This window comes from Longispora urticae (assembly GCF_053902585.1).
In genome coordinates this window covers 338,560-357,434 of the sequence record NZ_JAQZSH010000041.1, presented here as the reverse complement: position 1 = coordinate 357,434, position 18,875 = coordinate 338,560, and the positions used below count along the sequence as shown (strand labels likewise).

Annotated in this window: 17 protein-coding genes; 7 read left to right on the top strand and 10 right to left on the bottom strand. The window is 73.5% G+C overall.

Going from position 1 to position 18,875, the window contains the following annotated elements; all coding sequences use genetic code 11:
• Positions 1-63: 63 nt before the first annotated feature.
• Positions 64-471 (bottom strand): VOC family protein, encoded by a 408-nt coding sequence (locus PT931_RS29330; RefSeq protein ID WP_456248943.1) that lies wholly within the window; start codon positions 469-471, stop codon positions 64-66.
• A gap of 106 nt (positions 472-577) precedes the next feature.
• Positions 578-1,393: an NAD(P)H-binding protein gene (locus tag PT931_RS29325; RefSeq protein WP_456248942.1), complete on the bottom strand. Its 816-nt coding sequence runs from the start codon at positions 1,391-1,393 to the stop codon at positions 578-580.
• 136 nt (positions 1,394-1,529) lie between these two features.
• Between PT931_RS29325 and PT931_RS29320 the strand changes: the two genes are divergently transcribed.
• Positions 1,530-2,498 carry an AraC family transcriptional regulator gene (locus tag PT931_RS29320; protein WP_456248941.1) on the top strand — a complete coding sequence of 323 codons (969 nt, stop codon included), beginning with the start codon at positions 1,530-1,532 and terminating at the stop codon, positions 2,496-2,498.
• A gap of 136 nt (positions 2,499-2,634) precedes the next feature.
• On the top strand, positions 2,635-3,156 hold the full coding sequence (locus PT931_RS29315) for a hypothetical protein (RefSeq protein WP_456248940.1): 522 nt from the start codon (positions 2,635-2,637) through the stop codon (positions 3,154-3,156).
• Between the two features lie 67 nt (positions 3,157-3,223).
• Here the strand turns inward: PT931_RS29315 and PT931_RS29310 are convergent, their stop codons facing one another.
• The 6 genes from PT931_RS29310 to PT931_RS29285 form a co-directional block, all read right to left on the bottom strand.
• Positions 3,224-3,409 (bottom strand): hypothetical protein, encoded by a 186-nt coding sequence (locus tag PT931_RS29310; protein ID WP_456248939.1) that lies wholly within the window; start codon positions 3,407-3,409, stop codon positions 3,224-3,226.
• 10 nt (positions 3,410-3,419) lie between these two features.
• Entirely contained in the window at positions 3,420-3,971 is a 552-nt protein-coding gene (locus PT931_RS29305; RefSeq protein ID WP_456248938.1) for a hypothetical protein, read from the bottom strand.
• On the bottom strand, positions 3,968-5,581 hold the full coding sequence (locus PT931_RS29300) for a WG repeat-containing protein (protein WP_456248937.1): 1,614 nt from the start codon (positions 5,579-5,581) through the stop codon (positions 3,968-3,970). The genes PT931_RS29305 and PT931_RS29300 overlap by 4 nt, the downstream gene beginning before the upstream one ends.
• A 72-nt stretch (positions 5,582-5,653) precedes the next feature.
• The gene (metE, locus tag PT931_RS29295) at positions 5,654-7,906 is read right to left on the bottom strand and encodes a 5-methyltetrahydropteroyltriglutamate--homocysteine S-methyltransferase (protein ID WP_456248936.1); all 2,253 of its coding nucleotides are present in this window, start codon (positions 7,904-7,906) and stop codon (positions 5,654-5,656) included.
• A gap of 254 nt (positions 7,907-8,160) precedes the next feature.
• The gene (locus PT931_RS29290) at positions 8,161-8,367 is read right to left on the bottom strand and encodes a cold-shock protein (protein WP_363720878.1); all 207 of its coding nucleotides are present in this window, start codon (positions 8,365-8,367) and stop codon (positions 8,161-8,163) included.
• Between the two features lie 260 nt (positions 8,368-8,627).
• Complete coding sequence (locus PT931_RS29285; RefSeq protein WP_456248935.1) at positions 8,628-11,672, bottom strand: proprotein convertase P-domain-containing protein; 3,045 nt, start codon at positions 11,670-11,672, stop codon at positions 8,628-8,630.
• A 193-nt stretch (positions 11,673-11,865) separates the two neighbouring features.
• Here PT931_RS29285 and PT931_RS29280 point away from each other — a divergent pair, with 193 nt between their 5' ends.
• On the top strand, positions 11,866-12,588 hold the full coding sequence (locus PT931_RS29280; protein WP_456248934.1) for a hypothetical protein: 723 nt from the start codon (positions 11,866-11,868) through the stop codon (positions 12,586-12,588).
• Between the two features lie 25 nt (positions 12,589-12,613).
• Here PT931_RS29280 and PT931_RS29275 read toward each other — a convergent pair whose 3' ends face one another.
• Positions 12,614-12,802, bottom strand: a complete 189-nt coding sequence (locus PT931_RS29275) for a DNA-binding protein (RefSeq protein ID WP_456248933.1) — start codon at positions 12,800-12,802, stop codon at positions 12,614-12,616.
• A 94-nt stretch (positions 12,803-12,896) separates the two neighbouring features.
• Here PT931_RS29275 and PT931_RS29270 point away from each other — a divergent pair, with 94 nt between their 5' ends.
• The 4 genes from PT931_RS29270 to PT931_RS29255 all read left to right on the top strand — a co-directional run bounded on the left by PT931_RS29270 (position 12,897) and on the right by PT931_RS29255 (position 16,758).
• The gene (locus PT931_RS29270; protein ID WP_456248932.1) at positions 12,897-13,457 is read left to right on the top strand and encodes a uridine kinase family protein; all 561 of its coding nucleotides are present in this window, start codon (positions 12,897-12,899) and stop codon (positions 13,455-13,457) included.
• Between the two features lie 106 nt (positions 13,458-13,563).
• On the top strand, positions 13,564-14,451 hold the full coding sequence (locus tag PT931_RS29265; protein WP_456248931.1) for a MurR/RpiR family transcriptional regulator: 888 nt from the start codon (positions 13,564-13,566) through the stop codon (positions 14,449-14,451).
• A 21-nt stretch (positions 14,452-14,472) separates the two neighbouring features.
• A complete protein-coding gene (locus tag PT931_RS29260; protein WP_456248930.1) occupies positions 14,473-15,234 on the top strand; it encodes a sugar isomerase domain-containing protein in 762 nt (253 codons plus the stop codon).
• 246 nt (positions 15,235-15,480) lie between these two features.
• The gene (locus PT931_RS29255) at positions 15,481-16,758 is read left to right on the top strand and encodes an MFS transporter (protein ID WP_456248929.1); all 1,278 of its coding nucleotides are present in this window, start codon (positions 15,481-15,483) and stop codon (positions 16,756-16,758) included.
• Positions 16,759-16,805: 47 nt separating this feature from the next.
• On the opposite strand, the gene PT931_RS29250 is transcribed toward PT931_RS29255, so the two are convergent.
• Positions 16,806-18,746 carry an ABC transporter ATP-binding protein gene (locus PT931_RS29250; protein ID WP_456248928.1) on the bottom strand — a complete coding sequence of 647 codons (1,941 nt, stop codon included), beginning with the start codon at positions 18,744-18,746 and terminating at the stop codon, positions 16,806-16,808.
• Positions 18,747-18,875: the final 129 nt, after the last annotated feature.

Here is an 18,875-nt window from a genome sequence, read left to right as displayed (position 1 = left end):
CACGCTGCCGCCGGACGCCGCCACCCGGTCACCGCACCGCGCGGTGTGGCCCACTGTGGAGCCTCAGCGCGCGGCGAGATACAGCTCCAGCTGGATGTCGTCCGGGTCCCGGAACGCGACCAGCGTGAAGCCCGTGGCCGGCGTGACCGCGATGCCGGAGTGCGTGACCCCGGCGTCGGTCAGCCGCCGGACCCACGCCTCCAGCGCCGCCATCGTGTCCACCCCGAACGCCAGGTGGTCGAGGCCGGTGCGGTGCTCGCTGAACGCCGTGCCGGCCTCCGGGTGCCGGTGCCGGGTCAGGGCGATCACGACCCCGCTCGGGTGCCGCATCAGGCGGCGGTCGAAGTCCTCGGTGTCCCACGGGAACCAGGGCGCGAAGTCCAGGACCTCGGAGTACCAGCGCACGGAGGCGTCGAGGTCGCGCACGTTCAGCGCGAGGTGGTGGATCCCTGAGAAGGTCGCTTCCGACACGGGTACCGCCTTTCGTCGCGGCCACCGTCCACCCCGGACCCGGGCCCCGGCCCTCGAACCTACGGCACGCCGGCGGCCCGCGGAACCGGCCGGCGCCGGTACCCGGCTAGCTCTTCCACGCCCCGGTCTCCGCCGCCGCCCGGCAGAAGTCCCCGAAGTCGCGGGGCCCGCGGCCGAGCGCCTCCCGCACGCCGTGGGCCACCGACGCGTTGCGCCCGTCGAGCACCTCGGCGCACAGCCCGGTGAGCAGGTCGGCGTACTCGGGGCCGGCGGCCTCGGTGAGCGCGGCCCGGAACTCCTCGGAGGTCACCGGGACGTAGCTGACCTGGCGCCCGGCGGCGGCGGAGATCTCGGCGGCGGCCTCGGCGAAGGTCAGCAGGCGCGGTCCGGTGAGTTCGTACAGCTTGCCGGAGTGCCGGTCGTCGGTCAGCGCGGCGAGGGCGACCTCGGCGATGTCGTCGACGTCCACGAACGGCTCGGCCACCTGGCCGGCCGGCAGCGCGACCACGCCCCCGAGGACCGGCTCCAGCAGGTGTCCCTCGCTGAAGTTCTGCGCGAACCAGCTGGCCCGCAGCAGGGTGTGGTCCAGCCCGGACTCCTGGACGATCCGCTCGCAGAGCTGCGCGTTGCGCTCGCCCCGCCCGGACAGCAGCACGAACCGACCGACGCCCGCCTCGACGGCTGCGGCGGTGAGGGCCTCGATGGCGGCGGGCGCGCCGGGGGCGGCGAGGTCGGGGAAGTAGGAGACGCAGAGGTTGCCGACGCCCGCCAGCGCGTCCGCCCAGGTCCCGGGGCTGTCCCAGTCGAAGGCGGGGTCGGAGCGCCGGGAGCCGGCCCGGGTCGGGAGGCCCTGCCCGGCGAGCAGGTCGAGGACGCGCCGGCCGACCTTGCCGGTGGCACCGATGACGAGGGTGGGTCGCATGGGAACTCCTTCAGTAGGTGATGGAGTCCAGCCTGGTGGGCATGATCTGGACTCTCAATGCTCAGGAATCCGGGTTTCTTTGCCGTTCGTCCAGGATCGTGGACGCACCGGGACGACCGGTGTCACGATGGCTGCCATGCCCGGTGCTCCCCGTACGGTCCCGCCGCCCGCCGACCTCCTCGGTGAGGCGCTGCACCTGCTCCGCCTCACCGGCACGCTGTACTGCCGGGCGGAACTCACCGCCCCCTGGGGCGTGGCCGTGCCGACCCTGCCCGGCCTGATGACGTTCCAGATCGTCACGGCGGGCGCGTGCTGGCTGGACGTCGACGGCGCGGAGCCGCTCCTGCTGCGGCAGGGCAGCCTGGCGCTGATCCCGCACGGCACCCCGCACCGGATGCGCAGCGCCCCCGACGCGGCCACCCTGCCCCTGTTCGACCTGCCGGTGGAGCAGATCAGCGAGCGGTACGAGATCATGCGGCACGGCGGCGGCGGGGAGTTCACCCACATCACCTACGGGGCGATGACCTTCGACCACGTGACCGCCCAGCGCCTCGTCGCCCAGCTCCCGGCCGTGCTGCACGTGGACACGTGGGACGAGGACGACGCCAGCTGGCTGCACAGCACGCTGCGGTTCATCACCCGCGAGGCCCTGACCCTGCGCCCCGGCGGGGAGGCGGTGATCACCCGGCTCGCCGACATCCTGGTCATCCAGGCGATCCGGTCCTGGCTCGACTCGGCGCCCGAGGCCCGGCAGGGCTGGCTGGCGGCGTTGCGCGATCCGCAGATCGGTCGGGCGCTGTCCTCGATGCACCGCTCGTCCGGGCTGTCGTGGACGGTCGCAGCGCTGGCCCGGGAGGCGGGGATGTCCCGGTCGGCGTTCGCGGCGCGGTTCACGGAGCTGGTGGGCGAGCCGGCGATGCGGTACCTGGCGGAGTGGCGCATGCAGCTCGCCCGCACCCACCTGCGGCAGTCCACGGAGCCGCTGTCGGCGGTCGCGCACCGGTTCGGCTACCAGTCCGAGGCGGCGTTCTGCAGAGCCTTCAAACGCTCTTTCGGGATACCGCCCGGCAGCGCCCGCCACCAGCCCGCCCCGACATCGGGTTGACCTCTAGTCGGACGGCCGGGGCGCCCGTGCGTCAGACTACAATGGACGGACGCACCGCGCGGCTGCCGGCCAGCGGTCGATACCAGGTGAGGCTGTGGGCGAGACGATGCGGCGATGGACCCGGGATCAGCGTGTCATGGCTGGCGGCATCCTCGCGGCGGCGATGACCGCCCTGACCATGGGCGTCTGCGCCCTGTCCGGCATCGGCCCCTTCCATGACGTCAGTGACCGGCGGGGCGGCGGCCCGACCCGCGCGACGTCTGAGGCGCGTGCGGTCGCGTCCTCCCCGGACGTGCAGGTCATGCTGAGCGCGCCGCCGAGACCACTCCAGGGCTACGAGGGCACGTGGAACGGGTCGGTGAAACAGGCCGACGACAACCCCGCGTACCAGGTGGTCCTCAAGCTCGGCGTGATCGAACTCGGGAAGGTGGCCGGGACCTCGGAGTATCCGGGGCTGCCCTGTTCGGGGAGCCTGACGGTGACCGCCGCGAGCGAGGAGGAGCTGGACGTGACCGAGAACATCGTCCGCAACAACGGGAGATGCGTCGCGGTCGCCCAGCTGCGGTTCCGGCTCCAGGCGAACGGCACGCTGCTGTACCTCACCGACGCGGCTCCGGGCGTCTCCCGTTCGGAGGGCACCCTGAGCCGGACGGGCTGAGCGGCCCGTGCCCGGGAGGCCGTGGCGTCGTCACCGATGGCGTGCGCCCGCCTGACCGCCCTGACCGCTACCCGGCGGCCGGGTCCGCCGGCCCGTCTGCCGCCGCACGCTCCGAGCGGACCCGCTCCAACGCCGCCCGCGCGACCGCCGTCGACTCGGCGATCTGGCGTTCGAGCTCCTCGATCCGCTGCCGGCGCTGCTCCGGCGTCAGCCCTGTCAGGCCCAGACGGGCGTCTCTCTCCTCCTGCGACACGGCATTCCTCTCAGGAATTCGGCCCCGGCCCACGGGCGTCAGGCCACAGGTTCGGGTGGTACTTCGGGCAGACGCAGTTCCTGGTGTCCCGGGGCGGGTCGATCACCAGGTCGGCCACGGGTTCGAGGAGTGGTTCGATCCGGCGGGCCCCGGCGATGGTGCGGTCCGTGACGTCGTAGTACGGGTCGGTCTCGTCGAAGAGGGCGAGGTCGAGGCGCCCCCGTCCCACCCACGCGTGGGCCCGGACCCCGCCGAGTGTCAGCCAGCCGGGCTGCGCGACGTCGGGGTGTTCGGCGACGGGCTGCCGGAACGCCGCGTACCCGGCGGCGGTGTAGGCCTGTCCGGGGACCGGCCGCGGCTCGTCCGGGGGCAGCGTGACCACCGGGATGCCCAGCCGGTCGAGCAGGGCCACCAGGAGCTGGTCGCTGTCGTTCGCGTGGCCGCCGGCCGCCCGGCAGTACCGGAAGTAGCGCAGGGTCGGCGCCCACGTCGCCAGGGCCGCCCGGGAGTGCCGCTCGTACAGGTACCGTTCCCACCGTTCGGTGTCCCCGGCGCCCGTCATGCCAGCGCCGCCAGCCACACCTCGTGTTGGAAGTCCCCGTCTCCGTAGTGGACGGACAGTTCCAGGACCAGTCGCCGCTCCCCGGCCGTCCACACCCGGGTGCTGGTGTCGTCGGAGTAGTGCAGGCACACGGTGTCCACCTCCGGCGTCCCGAACCGCGCCGTCAGCTGCTTCTCCCAGCCCGCGAGGAGCGCCCCGAACGCGGCCCCGCGCTGCTCGGCCAGGAAGTGGTACTCCCCGTACTGTTCCTCGTCGACGTGGTCGCCGGCCAGTGGGAGCGCGGCGCCGCGGGAGCCCTCGTTCTCCTCGAGTTCGGACGGGTCCAGGGAGCCGCCGTCCTCCGGGGTGAACGACCGCACCGGCACGGGCTCGGCGGCCAGCAGGCCCTCGGCCACCGCGACCACGTCGCCCCGCAGGTCGTCCAGGTCGCCAGGCCCCTTGTCGAACAGCACCGGCGGCAGGCTGAACACCCCGGCCGCCGGATCGCTCGCCCACAGGGTCGCGCCGTCCGGGTCGGTGAGCCTGGCCCGGCCGTCGGAGACCTCCAGGCGGGCGACCGGGCGGGCGTGGGTGTCCAGGTACACCCAGTGGCCGTGGTCGTCGAGGAACGGCGCGAGACCCTGGCCCGCGTCGAAACCCAGCACCCAGCCGCCGTCGTCGGTGCCCGGTTCGCGGAGGCCGGGCAGGAACGTCCCGTCGGCGCGGAGCACCCCCCACCGGTCCCCGGACAGCGCCACGGCCGCGCCGCACCGGTCGAAGTCGTCCGCCCACGCGAACGGGCCGCTGATCCGGGACCGGCCGACGAAACCGAGCCCGGTCAGGTCGTCGCGGGCCAGGCCGCAGGTCATCGTGCTGGACAGGTGCCGCCGGCCGACCACCACGGCCGCGCCGGTGGAGTCGAGGTAGCGGTGGCCGTTCTCCCAGGAGTCCGGCTCGGAGCAGAACGCGAGGCCGTCCTCGTTGAACGGTTCCATGGCCTCGAACCGGGGCTCGACGATCCAGCCGCCGGCCCGGTCGACCAGGCCCCACCGGCCGTCGAGCCGCACCGGGGCCGCGCCGTCGGCGGAGAAGGGGTGCGCCTGCTGGAACCTCGGCCCGATCACCGTCGCACCCGACCGGTCGATGAAGCCGACCGGGGATCCTGCACCGGTCCGCACCGCGGCCAGCCCCGACGTGAACGCGTCCGCCCGGTGGAACGGTCCCTCGATCACCGTGGTGCCGGTCGTGTCGATGTAGCGGAACCTGTCGCCCGTGCGCACGGCCGCGAGGCCCTCGCTGAAGAACCCGACCTCGGGGTACGTCGGCTCGACCGCCACCGCGCCCCGCCCGTCAACGAACCCCCAGCCGGAGTCGGTCCGGAACCGGGCGTATCCGTCGGCCAGGCGCATCGCGTCCAGCAGCGTGGGCTCCACGAGCCACCGGCCGTCGGAGCCGACGTAGCCCCACCGGCCGTCGGGGGCCTGCGCCGGGGCCGCCCAGCCGCCGGCGCCGTCGGGTTCGAAGGTGCCCACCGCCATCAGGTCGGGGGCGCGCAGCAGCCGGCCGGCGGGGTCGATCAGGCCGTACAGGTCGCCGTCGGGACCGGGCACACACAGGACGCGAGGATGCACGACCGACACTGTACGACGGGGGTGTGACACCCGGCCGGGAACGGGGCCGTGGCCCCGTTCCCGGCCGGCGGTTCAGGCGGAGAGCTCGGCGCGGACCACCCGGGCGGCGGCGACCAGGGCGGCCAGGGCCGGTCCGACCTCGGCGTAGCCCCGCGTCTTCAGGCCGCAGTCGGGATTGACCCACACCCGTTCGGCGGGTACCGCCCGCACGGCCGCCCGCAGCGCCGCCACCATCTCCTCCACCTCGGGGATCCGGGGCGAGTGGATGTCGTACACGCCGGGGCCGACTCCCCGGGCGTAGCCGGCGGCGGCCAGGTCGGCCAGGACCTCCATCTGCGACCGGGACGCCTCGATGCTGGTGGCGTCCGCGTCGAGGTCGGCGATGGCGTCGATGACCTCGCCGAACTCCGAGTAGCACAGGTGGGTGTGGATCGAGGTGGCCGGTGCCGCCCCGCCGGTGGCCAGCCGGAACGCGGCGACCGCCCAGTCCAGGTACTCCGGGTGGTCCCGGCGGCGCGGCGGCAGCAGTTCCCGGAGCGCCGGCTCGTCGACCTGGATGATCGCGGTACCGGCCGCCTCCAGGTCGGCCACCTCGTCGCGCAGGGCCAGGGCCACCTGCGCGGCGGTGTCGGCCAGGGGCTGGTCGGTGCGGACGAAGGACCAGGCCAGGATGGTGACGGGCCCGGTGAGCATGCCCTTGACCGGCAGGTCGGTGAGCGACTGGGCGTAGGACGTCCACTCCACGGTCATCGGCTCGGGGCGGGTGACGTCGCCGTACAGGATCGGCGGGCGCACGCAGCGCGAGCCGTAGGACTGCACCCAGCCCCGGGTGGTGGCGGCGAACCCGTCGAGCTGTTCGGCGAAGTACTGCACCATGTCGTTGCGTTCCGGCTCGCCGTGCACGAGGACGTCGAGGCCCAGCTTCTCCTGTAGCCGGATCACCGCGGCGATCTCGGCGCGCATCCGCTCCCGGTAGGTGGCGTCGTCGATCCGGGCCGCGACGAGGTCCGCGCGGGCGGCGCGTACCTCCCGGGTCTGCGGGAACGAGCCGATCGTCGTCGTCGGCAGGACGGGCAGGGCGAGGCCGGCGGCCCGGGCGCGGGCCCGGTCGGCGTAGGGCGCGCGGCCGTTGCCGTACCGCAGCGCGGCCAGCCGGGCCCGGACCGTCGGGTGGTGCCAGCCGGCGGGCGGCTGCGGTCGGGCGGCCCTCGAAGGTGCCACGGCGCCGTCGCGCAGGCCGGCCGCCAGGGTGACGACCTCGTCGACCTTCTGCCGGGCGAACGCCAGCCGCCCCCGCAGCGCCGGCTCCAGGTCGGCCTCGGCGTCGAGGTCGACGGGTACGTGCAGCAGGGAGCAGGAGGTGCCGACGGCGACCCGGCCGGCGGCGGCGCGCACCGTGGCCAACAGGTCGTCGGCCGCCGCCAGGTCCGTCCGCCACACGTTGCGTCCGTCGACGACCCCGGCGACGATCAGCGGGGCCACCGGGGCGTGCCGGGTGAGGCGGGCGGCGTCGGCGGGCCCGGACACCAGGTCCACGCCGAGGCCGTCGACCGGGGTGGCCAGCAGGACGTCGAGCGCCGGGCCGAGTTCGCCGTAGGAGCCGGTGACCAGCAGCTTCGGCCGGCCGGGGACATCGGCGAGCCGGCGGTACGCGCGGTCCAGGGCGCGCAGCTCGGCCTCGGTGCGGTCGGCGGTGAACGCCGGCTCGTCCAGCTGCACCCAGCCGGCGCCGGCCTCGGCGAGCGCGGACAACAGGCGGGCGTAGCAGTCCAACAGGGAGTCGAGCAGTTCCAGGGTGCCGAACCGGTCCGGGGCGTCCGCCGACGGCTTGGCCAGCAGCAGGAACGTGACCGGGCCGAGGAGTACGGGGCGGGTGTCCACGCCTAGGGCCAGGGCCTCGCGGTACTCGTCGACGGCCTTGTCCGGGCGGGCCGTGAACGCGGTGTCGGGGCCGAGTTCGGGCACCAGGTAGTGGTAGTTGGTGTCGAACCACTTGGTCAGTTCCAGCGGCGCCACGTCGGCGGTGCCCCGGGCCATCGCGAAGTACGTGTCCAGCGGGTCCAGGCCCAGCGCGGCGAACCGGGGCGGCACGGCGTCCACGGCCACGGCCGCGTCGAGCACCTGGTCGTACAGGGAGAAGGTGCCGGAGGGCACGGCGTCCAGGCCGGCGCCGCGCAGGGTGGTCCACACCTCGGCGCGCAGCCCCCGGGCGGTGTGGCGCAGGGCGTCGGCGTCGAGCCTGCCGGCCCAGTACCCCTCGACGGCTCTCTTGAGTTCCCGGTCTCCGCCGATCCGCGGATAACCGGTGACAGTGCTGGTGAACATCGATCTGGGTCCTTCCCTCGGGACGGACCGCCGGTCCCCGGGAAGGCGCACGCGGGCAGCGTCGACGACGGTGCCCGCCGCTGGACCCACCCGAGAGGTCGACGGCCGCGCGCACGGTCGTGCACGCGGGGCCGCCGAACGGTCCGGACCGCGCCGTCCCCGGGCCCGGCCGCAGCCCGCGCCCGGGGGTGGACAGCAGACAGGCCGGCAGCCCCGCGTGGGGCTGCCGGCCTGTCGCAAGCCTGTGGTGAAGCTTAGATCGGACGGATGTTCTCCGCCTGCGGGCCCTTCTGGCCAGCGGTGATGTCGAACTCGACCCGCTGGTTCTCTTCGAGGCTCCGGTAGCCGCTGGACGCGATCGCCGAGAAGTGGGCGAAGACGTCAGCGCCGCCGTCGTCCGGGGAGATGAAGCCGAAGCCCTTTTCGGCATTGAACCACTTGACAGTGCCCTGAACAGCCATTTTCGTTTCCTCTGTACTGATGTGGGCGCCACATTGCGTGGCTCCCGTCGCGGCTGAGGCCGAAAGAAAAAGCACCCGTGATGATCACAGGTGCTTCGGAAGATCTTTCACCCTCAACTGCAATAGGAAAACCGTAGCACGAACCTGGAAAATCGACGGCGAAGCTGGCCAGATCAGCCCCGAAAGGGCCGTGACAGTCGACACCCTCCCCGCCGGGAAGGACCCCCTCGCGTACCCGCGAAAGGGTCCTTCCCGGGTTTCTACAGGGTCAGGGTCCAGGTGTCGATCCTGCCGACGTCGCCGCCCGCCGTGTCCTGCACCCGCAGGGTCCAGGTGCCGTTGCGGACCTCCGCCGACGCGTCGACGGTGTACGTCCTGTCGATGTTCTGCGTGTTGCCGCCGGCCTTGTTGTGCAGCAGGTAGGCGGTGCCGTCCGGCGCGACCAGGTTCACCACCAGGTCACCCTGGTAGGAGTGCACGATGTGCACCTCCGCCGTCGAGGTGGCCGACGCGTTCCCGGCGCACCCGGCCAGGGTGATCGTGCTGGTCACCGTCGTGTTGTCGGGGACCGCCACGTCGGTGCCGTTGGTGCCCGTGCACGGTGCCGGGCCGGCCACGGCGGCCCCCAGGGCGAGGGTCCAGGTGTCGATCCGGCCGACGTCACCGTTCGCGGTGTCCTGGACGCGGAGCTTCCACGTCCCGTTGGCCACCTCGCCCGACACGTTCACCGTGTACGTCTTGTTGATGTCCTTCGTGCCGGCACCCGCCTTGTTGTGCAGCAGGTAGGCGGTGCCGTCCGGCGCGACCAGGTTCACCACCAGGTCACCCTGGTAGGAGTGCACGATGTGCACCTCCGCGGTCGAGGTCGCCGAGGCGTTGCCCGCGCAGCCGGCCACGACCACGGAGCTCTCCACCGTCGTGTTGTCCGCGATGTTCACGTCGTTCGCGTTGGTGACCGTGCAGCCGCCGGCCGGCGCCGGGGCCGGGTCGGCGACGGAACCGCTGGTGACCAGCGCGTACGTCTGCGGGCCGTTGGGGACGTTGAAGCCGCGCACCCGGACCGTCCAGGTGCCCGCGGCCGGGTTCTGGAGGTAGACGTTCTCGACGTTGTTGCGCCGGTCCGCGTTGCCGCCGGCCGGGGTCCAGCCGTTGGCGAACACGTTGCCCCGGTACACGGTGCCGTTCGGGGCGACCACTTCCAGGTCGAGGTCGTTGACCAGGCTGACCGCCGCGGCGACGGCGCCCTCGCGGTCGGTGTAGGCCATGCTGACCCGCAGCGGCTGGCCGGCCGCGACCTGGTACTGGACCTCGCGCACGCCGTTCGTCGCCAGGCCGGCGCCCTCGTCCACGTACTTGGCGGTACCCGCCGTGGCCCGGTCGAGGTTGATCCGGCCCCAGCCCTCGTGGCTGTTCGGGATCGGGAAGTCGTTGTCGTCGGCGCCGTCGTTGTTCTCGTCGAGCAGATCGTCGGCGCTGTTGATCAGCGTGGCCTTGACCAGCGCGGCGCTGGCGGCGGCGTGCTGGTGGTGCTTGTTGTAGAAGTCGCGCACGATCACCGCGCCGCTGGCCGCGATCGGGTTGGACATCGAGGTGCCGCTGAAGTACTTGTACTGGTTGCTGACCGGGAAGCCGTACCCGTCGTGCTGCCAGGCGTTGCCGCGCGGGTTGGCGGCCGCGTCGTAGCCCTGCTGGTACTGGTCGGAGTAGCCGGACACGATCCACGAACCGGGCGCGACGATGTCGGGCTTGATCCGGCCGTCGTCCGTGGGGCCACGGCTGGAGAAGGCCGCCATCTGCTGGTCGTTGTTGGCCTGCGGGTCGGCGTTCAACGGCGCGACCGGGTACTTCGCCGGCCACCAGTCGCCCCAGCTCGGCATCGGGTTCTCACCGTTGAGCTGCGCGCACGACCGGTTGCCCGTGGTGTTGATCTCGTTGGCGGAGGTCGGCAGGTACTGCAGGTTGCGGTCGCACGGGTAGCTCGCCCGCTCGTTCTCCGACGCGCCCACCGTGATCACGTTCTTCGCCGTGCCCGGGGAGCCGATCGAGTCGTTGTCGATCACCCCGTCGCGGTTGGCGTCCGTGCCCGAGTTGCCGGCGGAGAAGGTGACCGCCATGTCCCGGTGGCCGTTGACGAACGCGTCGGCCTCCCGGGCGTTCTCGTTGTAGGCCCCGGCGACCGCCGCGCCCCACGAGTTGGCGTGCACGCGGGCGCCCAGGTCGTAGGCCTCCTGGAACAGGTCGCCGAGCGCGTCGGGCAGGCCGAACAGGTAGTACCCGTCCTGCTGGTCCTCGGTCTCGCACTGGCCCTGCATGTCCACGTACTCCTCGACGGCCTGGAAGACCAGGCGCGCGGCGGGGGCGCCGGCCTTGCCGACCCCGTTCGCGTCGCCGTCACCGACGACGGACACCGCGACGTGGGTACCGTGGCCGCTGTCGACGTCGGCGGCGCCGTTGCCGACCACGTCGTAGCAGCCGGCCGCGTCGGGCTTGGTCCAGCTCCGGATCGCCGTGATCCGCGCGGCGGGGATGTCCGCGTGCGCCGTGGCCGCCGTGCCGCCGCCGAGGCCGGTGTCGGCCACCGCCGCGATCTGGGTGGACCCGTCGTAGCCGCGCGCGTCGGCGGCCGGGATCCGGATCAGCGCGCCGGCGGACTCGTTGTGCTTCTCCGGGACCTGGAACTTCTCGATCCAGCCGGTCTCGTCCAGGTTCACCAGACCCTTGACCTGCTCCGGGGTACCGGCCACCAGCACGGTCGCCCCGGACTCGCGGACCACGACGGCACCCGCCCGGGCCGCCGCGTCGTGGATCGCCGCCCCGTTGGCGCGGGGCTCGACGCTCAACCGGTACACGGCCGGCCTGCCCGCGGCCAGCTTGTCCTTCGCCGAGGGCGCGACCTTCCACGACGGGTCGAACCGGGTCACGGAGGACACGCCGCCGAGTTCCCCGATGGCGCGCGCCACTGCCGGGGTGGCCCGGAGCTTGAACGCGAAGTCGGGCAGGTACTCCAGCAGGTCGCCGCCGGCCGCCGTCACGGAGCGTTTCCACTCCTCGCGCACGGGGCCGTCGAACTGCACCAGGTACGTGCCGGCGCGCTGCTCGCCGAGCGCGAGGCTGGACAGCCCCGGGAGCTTGGCGGGCGCGGCCTTGCCGGGTACGAAGGTGCCGGCGACCAGCCGGATCGGCGCGCCCTCCTCGGCGGAGGGCTGCGCGTGGGCCGGGAGGCTGGAGACGCCCAGCGCGGCGACGAGCAGTGCGGCCGAGGCGAGCCCGGCCCCGCCCCTGCGCGCGACGTGTTTCCTGATCATGAGAGGGGTCCCGTTCCTTGAGGGGTGAGGGCGGGAGCCTAAACGCAGAGTGATCAAGGGCATGTGAAATGTGGCTTAAGAACACCTCAGTAACAGCCGTGTGTCACGAAGGGCCAGGTCGGTGGCCGCGCCGTCACAGTCGTCGGTGTCCCGTGGTTGTCGAGGTGGGCGTCCGGCGGCCACAATGGCCGGCATGTCCCGATGGCGGAACAGGTTCACCGCACTGGCCCGGACGGGCATGCCCGAGGCGTTCGGGTGCCCGGTCCCCGACGCCGACCGGGTCTGGATCGACGAGCACCTGATCTGGCTCGCCGACGAGTTCGGCCCGCAGGCGTTCCAGGGCCCGGTGGTGCTGCCCACGGCGGAGTTCTTCCCCGAGCCGTACCACGGCGGCATCGAGGACGCGGCCCGGCTGCTCGACCGGGTCGCCGGCCTCCTCGGCGTCGAGTCGCGCAGGATCGACCTGGAGGTCTACTCGGCGGAGCAGGCCCCGGGCACGGCGGGCCACTACCAGCTGCGCCACGGCCGGCCGGTGATCTCCATCGAGCGCGGCCAGCTGGAACGGTCCGGCGCCGTGATCGCCACGATCGCGCACGAACTGTGCCACGACCGGCTGATCGGGGAGGGCCGGATCGAACGCCCCCTGCGGGAGGACCACGAGCAGCTCACCGACCTGCTGGCCGTCTTCCTCGGCTTCGGGGTGATCCAGGCCAACAACCGGACCCAGATCTCCGCGAACGGGGGCGGGCTGCGGATCGTCCGGGTGGGGTACCTGACCGAGCCGATGTACGGGTACGCGCTGGCCCGGTACGCGTGGCTGCGCAACGAGTACGACCCGGGCTGGGCCGCGCACCTGGATCTGGGGCCGGGCGGGCAGTACCACCGGGCGCGGCTGTACCTGGACACCCAGGGCTAGCGCTCGGGGAGGTGACCGCCGCCGGTCAGTCCGCGAACGACGCGCCGCGCTCCCCCAGCGCCGCGCGCAGGATGCGCAACGCCTTCGGCCCGACGCCGTGCAGCGCGCCCAGTTCCTTCTCCGTGACCGCGGTCAGCTGGTCGAGGCGTACGTAGCCGGCGAGGGCGAGCGCCCGGCGGGCCGGCGCGCCGATCGCCGGCAGGTCGTCGTCCATGGCCCCCAGCCTAGGGTTCCAGTCGGACAGGGGCGGCCGAACCAGCAGGGTTCCGGGTCTGACAGCGGCGGGCCGAGCCGGCATCATGGGCCGGATGGGAACACATGTCGCCGAGGCGATCGCGGCCGAGGTCCTCCGCCGCGAGCCGGTCAACGGGATCCGGATCATCGGCGTGGACGGGCCGAGCGGCTCCGGCAAGAGCGTGCTGGCCGGTGAGCTCGCCGCCGTGCTGGCCGCGCCGGTCGTCGAGGTGGACGACTTCGTGTCCTGGGCCGACTTCGCCGGCTGGTGGCCGCGCTTCGAGGAGCAGGTGCTCACGCCGCTCCTCGCCGGCCGGGACGCGCACTACCAGGTCAGGGACTGGCAGAACGACTTCGAGGGCGCCTCGCTCGGCGGCTGGCGGACGCTGCCGTGGACGCCGACGGTGATCGTGGAGGGCGTGACCTGCACCCGGCGGGCCACCGTGGGCCGGCTCGCCTACGCCGCGTGGGTGGAGGCTCCCCCGGCCCTGCGCCTCGCCCGGGGGCTGGCCCGGACCACCCGGCCCGTCCGCGAGCTGTGGGACCGGTGGATGGTCGAGGAGGACGCGTTCTTCCTGGCGGACGGCGCCCGGGAACGCGCGGACCTCGTGGTCGACACGACGGTGCACGGCTAGCCGCGCGCAACAGACCACAACCCTTTCGACGGGTACGCCGTCCGGCAGCACGCTCCGATTCTGGCAATGGTTGACGCGATTTCGAAGATCTGCGTAATCTGTTGCCATGGTCACGCAGAACACGCCACTCGGGGTCCGGATCAGGGCGCTGATGCCGGAGCTCACCGGCACGGAACAGCGCGTGGCCGGCCTGGTGCTGGCCGACCCGGCGGCCGTCGCGGGGCTGACGATCGGCGAGCTCGCGGCCGCCAGCGACACGTCGACGTCGACGGTGCTCCGGTTCTGCAAGGCGCTGGACCTGCACGGGTACCGCGCGCTCCAGCACGCCCTCACCGCCGAGGTCGCCCGGGCCGCCGAGCCGCGGCTGTCGACCGGCGCTGACGGCGGGATCGACCCGAACGACCGGCTGGCCGAGATCGTCGCCGCCGTCGCCGGGGCCGATGTCCGGGCCATCGCCGAGACCGCCGCCCAGCTCGACCTCGACGCGCTGGCCGCCGTGGTGGACGCGATGGCGGGGGCGTACCGGGTCGACGTCTTCGCCGTCGGCGGCAGCGCCCAGCCGGCCGCCGGCTTCCAGGCCCGGATGGCCTACACCGGCATCCCCTGCTGGGCCTGGTCGGACGTGCACACGGCGGTCACCGCCGCCGCGCTGCTGCGGCCCGGCGCGGTGGCGCTCGGCGTCTCGCACAGCGGCCGGACCGTGGAGGTGATCGAGGCGTTGGACACCGCCCGGTCGGCCGGCGCGACCACGGTGGCCCTGACCAACTTCCCGCGCTCCCCGCTCGCCGAGGTCGCCGACCTCGTGCTGACCACGGCCGTCCGGGAGGGCACCTTCCGCCCCGGCGACCTGTCCGGCGTGCACCCGCAGACCACCGTCCTGGACTGCGTGTACGCGGCGCTGGCCCAGCGGGACCGGGCCGCCACCGAGGCCGCCCTGCAGGCGGCCACCCGGGCCATCGCGAGCCACCGCACCGGCGGGCCGCGGCACCGCTAGTACCCGTCGAACAGGAGTCCCATGTCCACCACCCTCAGCTCCGCCAGCTACCTGGACGCCGTGCGGGCGATGACCGCGCACATCGTCGACACCCAGACCCCGGCCATCGCCGCCGCCGCCGACCTGATCGCCGCCTCGCTCGCCGACGGCGGGGTGCTGCAGGCCTTCGGTTCGGGGCACTCCGAGGCTGCCTCCATGGAACTCGCCGGCCGCGCCGGTGGCCTGGTCGCCACCAACAAGCTCGCGCTGCGCGACGTCATCCTGTACGGCGGCGAACCGGCCGACACCCTCGCGGACCCGTTCGCCGAACGCGACCCGGCCCTCGCCCGCCGGGTCTACGACCTGGCCCGCACGGAACCCGGCGACGTCTTCGTGATCACCTCGCAGTCCGGCGGCAACGGCTCCGTCGTGGAGATGGCCCGGATCGCCCGGGAGCAGGGCCACCCGGTGGTCGCGATCACCTCCCTGCCGCACTCCACGGGCATCGTCTCCCGGCACCCGAGCGGCCAGCGGCTGTTCGAACTCGCCGACGTGGTGATCGACAACGGCGCCCCGCACGGCGACGCGGTCCTCCCGCTGCCCGACGGCGGGTCGGTGTGCGCGGTGTCCTCGGTGGCCAACGCGCTGATCAGTCAGCTGATCACCGCCGAGGTCGTGATCCGGCTGCTCGCGAAGGGCATCGCCCCCGACGTGTACCTGTCGATGAACGTCGCCGGCGGTGACACCCGCAACGCGGCCGCCGAGGCGCGCTACGCCGGCCGGATCCGCCGCTCGGCCGGCTGAGCTCCGCGCACCGGCCGGAGCTCCACCGCAGGAGCGGGATGCCCCCGCGCCACGGCCGGGACCAGGTGGTTTCCAGGTCTCCACCGCCGGAACCGGGTGGCCGCCCGGTTCCGCTGCCGGGGACGGCCCCCGCCGGCCGTCCCCGGCACGCCACCGCACAGCCCGGCACGCGACGACGGCCCCCCAGGCGGCCCCGGGTTCGCCTACGCTGGCGGCTCACCCGTCGCCCACCGCTAGGACTCCGGCGTGCGCCCCACACCCCGCTTCGGCCTGTTCCGCGACCGCGACTTCCGGCACCTGTTCGCCGCCACGGCCGCCGGCCAGCTCGGCGACCGGGTGGTGTTCGTCGCGTTGCCCCTGGTCGCGATCGTCGTGCTACGGGTCGACGAGTTCCAGGTGGGGCTGTTGACCGCCGCGACGATGGCGGGCTCGCTGCTGGTCGGGCTGCCCGCCGGGGCCTGGGTCGACCGGCTGCGCAGGCGCCCCGTGCTGATCACCGTCGACCTCGCCCGCGCCGTGCTGCTCCTGGCGGTCCCCGTCGCCTGGTGGGCCGGGCTGCTCACGATCTGGCTGCTGTACGCGGTGGCCGTGCTGCACGGCGTACTCACCGTCTTCTTCGACGTCGCCTACGTCAGCTACCTGCCGCACCTGGTCGGGCGGGACAACCTGGTCGAGGGCAACGCGAAGCTGGCGGCGGTGCGCTCGGCGGTCAGCGTGGGCGGTCCGGGCCTCGCCGGTCCGCTGGTGGGCCTGCTGGGCGCGCCGGTCGCGCTGGTGGCGAGCTCACTGGGGATGGCCGTGTCGGCCCTCCATGTCACCAGGATCCGCCGCCGCGAACCGGTACCGGAGGCGCGGGAGCGGGCGCACCTGGGCCGGGAGATCGCGGAGGGGCTCCGGTTCGTCCTCGGGCACCCGATGCTCCGGCCGATCGTGGTCGCCGACGGGATGTTCTGCCTGTCCCTGATCATGTACCAGACCATGTTGATGGTGTTCCTCGCCCGGGAGCTGCACCTCGACTCCTTCGGGATCGGCCTCGTACTGTCCACCATGGGCTGTGGCGGACTCCTCGGCGCGCTCACCGCCCGCCGGGTCGCCGCCCGGGTCGGCCGCGGCCGGATCCTGTGGCTGGCGCCCCTGCTCACCTGTCCGCTGACCGCCCTGATGCCCCTGGCCGGTCCCGGGTGGAGCGTGGTGCCGGCCGCCGCCGGACTGATGCTGCTGTCCGCGGGCGGCGTGGTCCGGCTGGTCACCCAGGCCGGGGTCCAGCAGGCCGTCACGCCCGACCAGCTCCTGGGGCGGATGAGCGCCACCTCGCGGTTCGTGGCGTGGGGCGGCATGCCGGTGGGCGGCCTCCTGGGTGGCGCCGCCGGTGCCGCGTTCGGGGCGACGGCCGCGTTGTGGATCGCGGCGGCCGGGATGACGTTGACGTTCCTGCCGACGTTCCTGTCGCCGCTGCGGACCCTGCGCGAGCTGCCGGCCAGAACCGACCCCGCACTCGTCGCCGGGGCGCGGGCGGCGCCGTAGCCGACGGAACTCGGGCGGCGCCATGACCGGCGGTGGTCAGGCGGTGGTCAGGCGTCGCCGTAGCCGGCCGCCTGGAGGACGAACAGCTCGCGGTACAGGCCGTCGGGGCGTCCCATCAGCTCCTCGTGGCTGCCGGACTCGGTGATCCGGCCGTGGTCGAGGACGTAGATCCGGTCGGCGTGCCGGACGTTGGCGAGCCGGTGGGTGATCAGGACGGTCATCCGGTCGGCGGCGGTGGCGCGGAGTTCCTGGAAGAGCGCGTGTTCGGCGCGCGGGTCGAGCGCGGCGGACGGTTCGTCGCAGATCAGCAGGGGCGCGTCGCGGAAGAAGCCCCGGGCGGCGGCCACCCGTTGCCACTGGCCCTGGGACAGTTCCTGGCCGCCCTTGAAGCTGCGGTCCAGCAGGGTGCGGTACCCGTCGGGCAGGTCCGTGATCATGTCGTGCGCCTCGGCGGCGCGCGCGGCGGACTCCAGATCGGCCCGGGTGGCGGTCCGGGACTGGTCCCCGATCCGGATGTCCTCGCCGGCGGTGAAGGGCCAGTGCGCGAAGTCCTGGCTGATCACGGACACGTGCTCGCGGAGCTGGGCGGCGCCGTAGCCGGCGATGTCGACGCCGTCCCACAGCACCCGGCCGCCGGTCGGTTCGTAGGTGCAGCCGAGCAGTTTGGAGATCGTGGACTTGCCGCCGCCGTTGGCCCCGACCAGGGCGATGGTCTCCCCGGTCCGGACGGTCAGCGACACCTCCGACAGGGCCGGGGAGTCCGCGCCGGGGTAGGTGAGCGTGACCGCGTCGAGGGCGATCTCCTTCGGGGCGGGCGCGTGCCGGTCGCTGACGCGTTCGGCGCGGCGGGCCGTGGTGTCGCGGACCTCGGCGTAGTCGTGGACGTAGAGGCCGTTCTCGTACACCCCGTTGATGTTGAAGATCAGCATGGACAGGGCGCCGGAGCCGGCCTGGAGGGCGAACACGGCGGTGCCGGCGGCGGCCAGTTCCAGGTTGCCGGAGATGAGCAGGGCGCCGAGGAGCACGTACACGCCGGCGGTGGCGACGCCCGACAGGGAGCCGCCGATCGCGCGGGCGGCCGTCTGCTCGCGGGCCACCTGGAGATCGGTGCCGAGGATGGCGCGCAGCAGCCGGCCGTACCGGGTCAGCAGGTACCCGGACAGGTTGAACGCGCGGACCTCGCCGGCGTGCCTGCGATCGGACAGCAGGTACCCGAACGTCCACGACCGCCGGGCCCGGGCCAGCCAGTGCACCTGCCCCAGGTACGACGCCCGGGCGGCGCGCACCGCCCCCCAGCCCTCCGGTAGCGCGGCGACGACCAGGACCGGCAGCAGGACGGGGTGGATGACCAGCAGGGCCGCGCCGACGGCGGAGAACCGGACCGCGCTGGTGATCAGGTCGACGGCGTTGTCCACCAGCTGGCCGAGGGAGTGCAGGCCCCGGTTGCGGGCGCGCTGCACGTCGTCGGCGTAGGAGTCGTCGTCGTAGGCGGACAGTTCCACCCGGCTGGTCACGCCGAGCAGGTGCAGTTCGGCGGCGGTCTGGACCCGGGGCGACAGCCGGGCCTGGGCCCAGCCGGCCGCCGTGGACAGCGTGGCGCGCGCGGCGGTCGCGGCCATCACCCAGGCCAGCGCGGGGATCGCGGCCCGGACCCGGTCCGGCGTGGGGCCGGCGGACAGCAGGGACTCCAGGACGCCCCGGGTGGCGAGCAGCCCGAACGCGGTCATCAGGCCGGCGGCCACCTGGAGCACCACGGTCGCGGCGGTGTCGAACCTGCTCGCCGACCACGCGAGGCCGAACGCCGTCCGCAGCAGGGCCGGCAGCCGCAGCAGTACGGTCCGGAACCGGGTGTCGACCAGCTGGGCCGTGAACTTGTGCCAGTGCGCGTCGTCGGCCAGTTCCAGGTCGACCTCGAGGTCGAGGATCCCCTCGTCCGGGGCGGGGGTCGCGGGCCGGGCGGGGACGTGCTCGCGGGTCGTGTCGTCCATGGACCGCCTCCAGACAGAGTGGGACAGACCATTCCAACATCGGAAACCCCCACTGTGGGGTACCGGGTGCGTCCGGTAGCCGATAGCGGAATCCGCCGCCGGCCGTCACCTGTGGGCGACGCGCGTGCC

Excerpts from the sequence above, each read along its gene's own strand:
- PT931_RS29325 (WP_456248942.1), bottom strand. The coding sequence starts at position 1,393 with ATGCGACCCACCCTCGTCATCGGTGCCACCGGCAAGGTCGGCCGGCGC.
- PT931_RS29320 (WP_456248941.1), top strand. The coding sequence starts at position 1,530 with ATGCCCGGTGCTCCCCGTACGGTCCCGCCGCCCGCCGACCTCCTCGGT.
- PT931_RS29315 (WP_456248940.1), top strand. The coding sequence starts at position 2,635 with ATGGCTGGCGGCATCCTCGCGGCGGCGATGACCGCCCTGACCATGGGC.
- PT931_RS29305 (WP_456248938.1), bottom strand. The coding sequence starts at position 3,971 with ATGACGGGCGCCGGGGACACCGAACGGTGGGAACGGTACCTGTACGAG.
- metE (WP_456248936.1), bottom strand. The coding sequence starts at position 7,906 with ATGTTCACCAGCACTGTCACCGGTTATCCGCGGATCGGCGGAGACCGG.
- PT931_RS29290 (WP_363720878.1), bottom strand. The coding sequence starts at position 8,367 with ATGGCTGTTCAGGGCACTGTCAAGTGGTTCAATGCCGAAAAGGGCTTC.
- PT931_RS29285 (WP_456248935.1), bottom strand. The coding sequence starts at position 11,672 with ATGATCAGGAAACACGTCGCGCGCAGGGGCGGGGCCGGGCTCGCCTCG.
- PT931_RS29280 (WP_456248934.1), top strand. The coding sequence starts at position 11,866 with ATGTCCCGATGGCGGAACAGGTTCACCGCACTGGCCCGGACGGGCATG.
- PT931_RS29275 (WP_456248933.1), bottom strand. The coding sequence starts at position 12,802 with ATGGACGACGACCTGCCGGCGATCGGCGCGCCGGCCCGCCGGGCGCTC.
- PT931_RS29270 (WP_456248932.1), top strand. The coding sequence starts at position 12,897 with ATGGGAACACATGTCGCCGAGGCGATCGCGGCCGAGGTCCTCCGCCGC.
- PT931_RS29265 (WP_456248931.1), top strand. The coding sequence starts at position 13,564 with ATGGTCACGCAGAACACGCCACTCGGGGTCCGGATCAGGGCGCTGATG.
- PT931_RS29260 (WP_456248930.1), top strand. The coding sequence starts at position 14,473 with ATGTCCACCACCCTCAGCTCCGCCAGCTACCTGGACGCCGTGCGGGCG.
- PT931_RS29250 (WP_456248928.1), bottom strand. The coding sequence starts at position 18,746 with ATGGACGACACGACCCGCGAGCACGTCCCCGCCCGGCCCGCGACCCCC.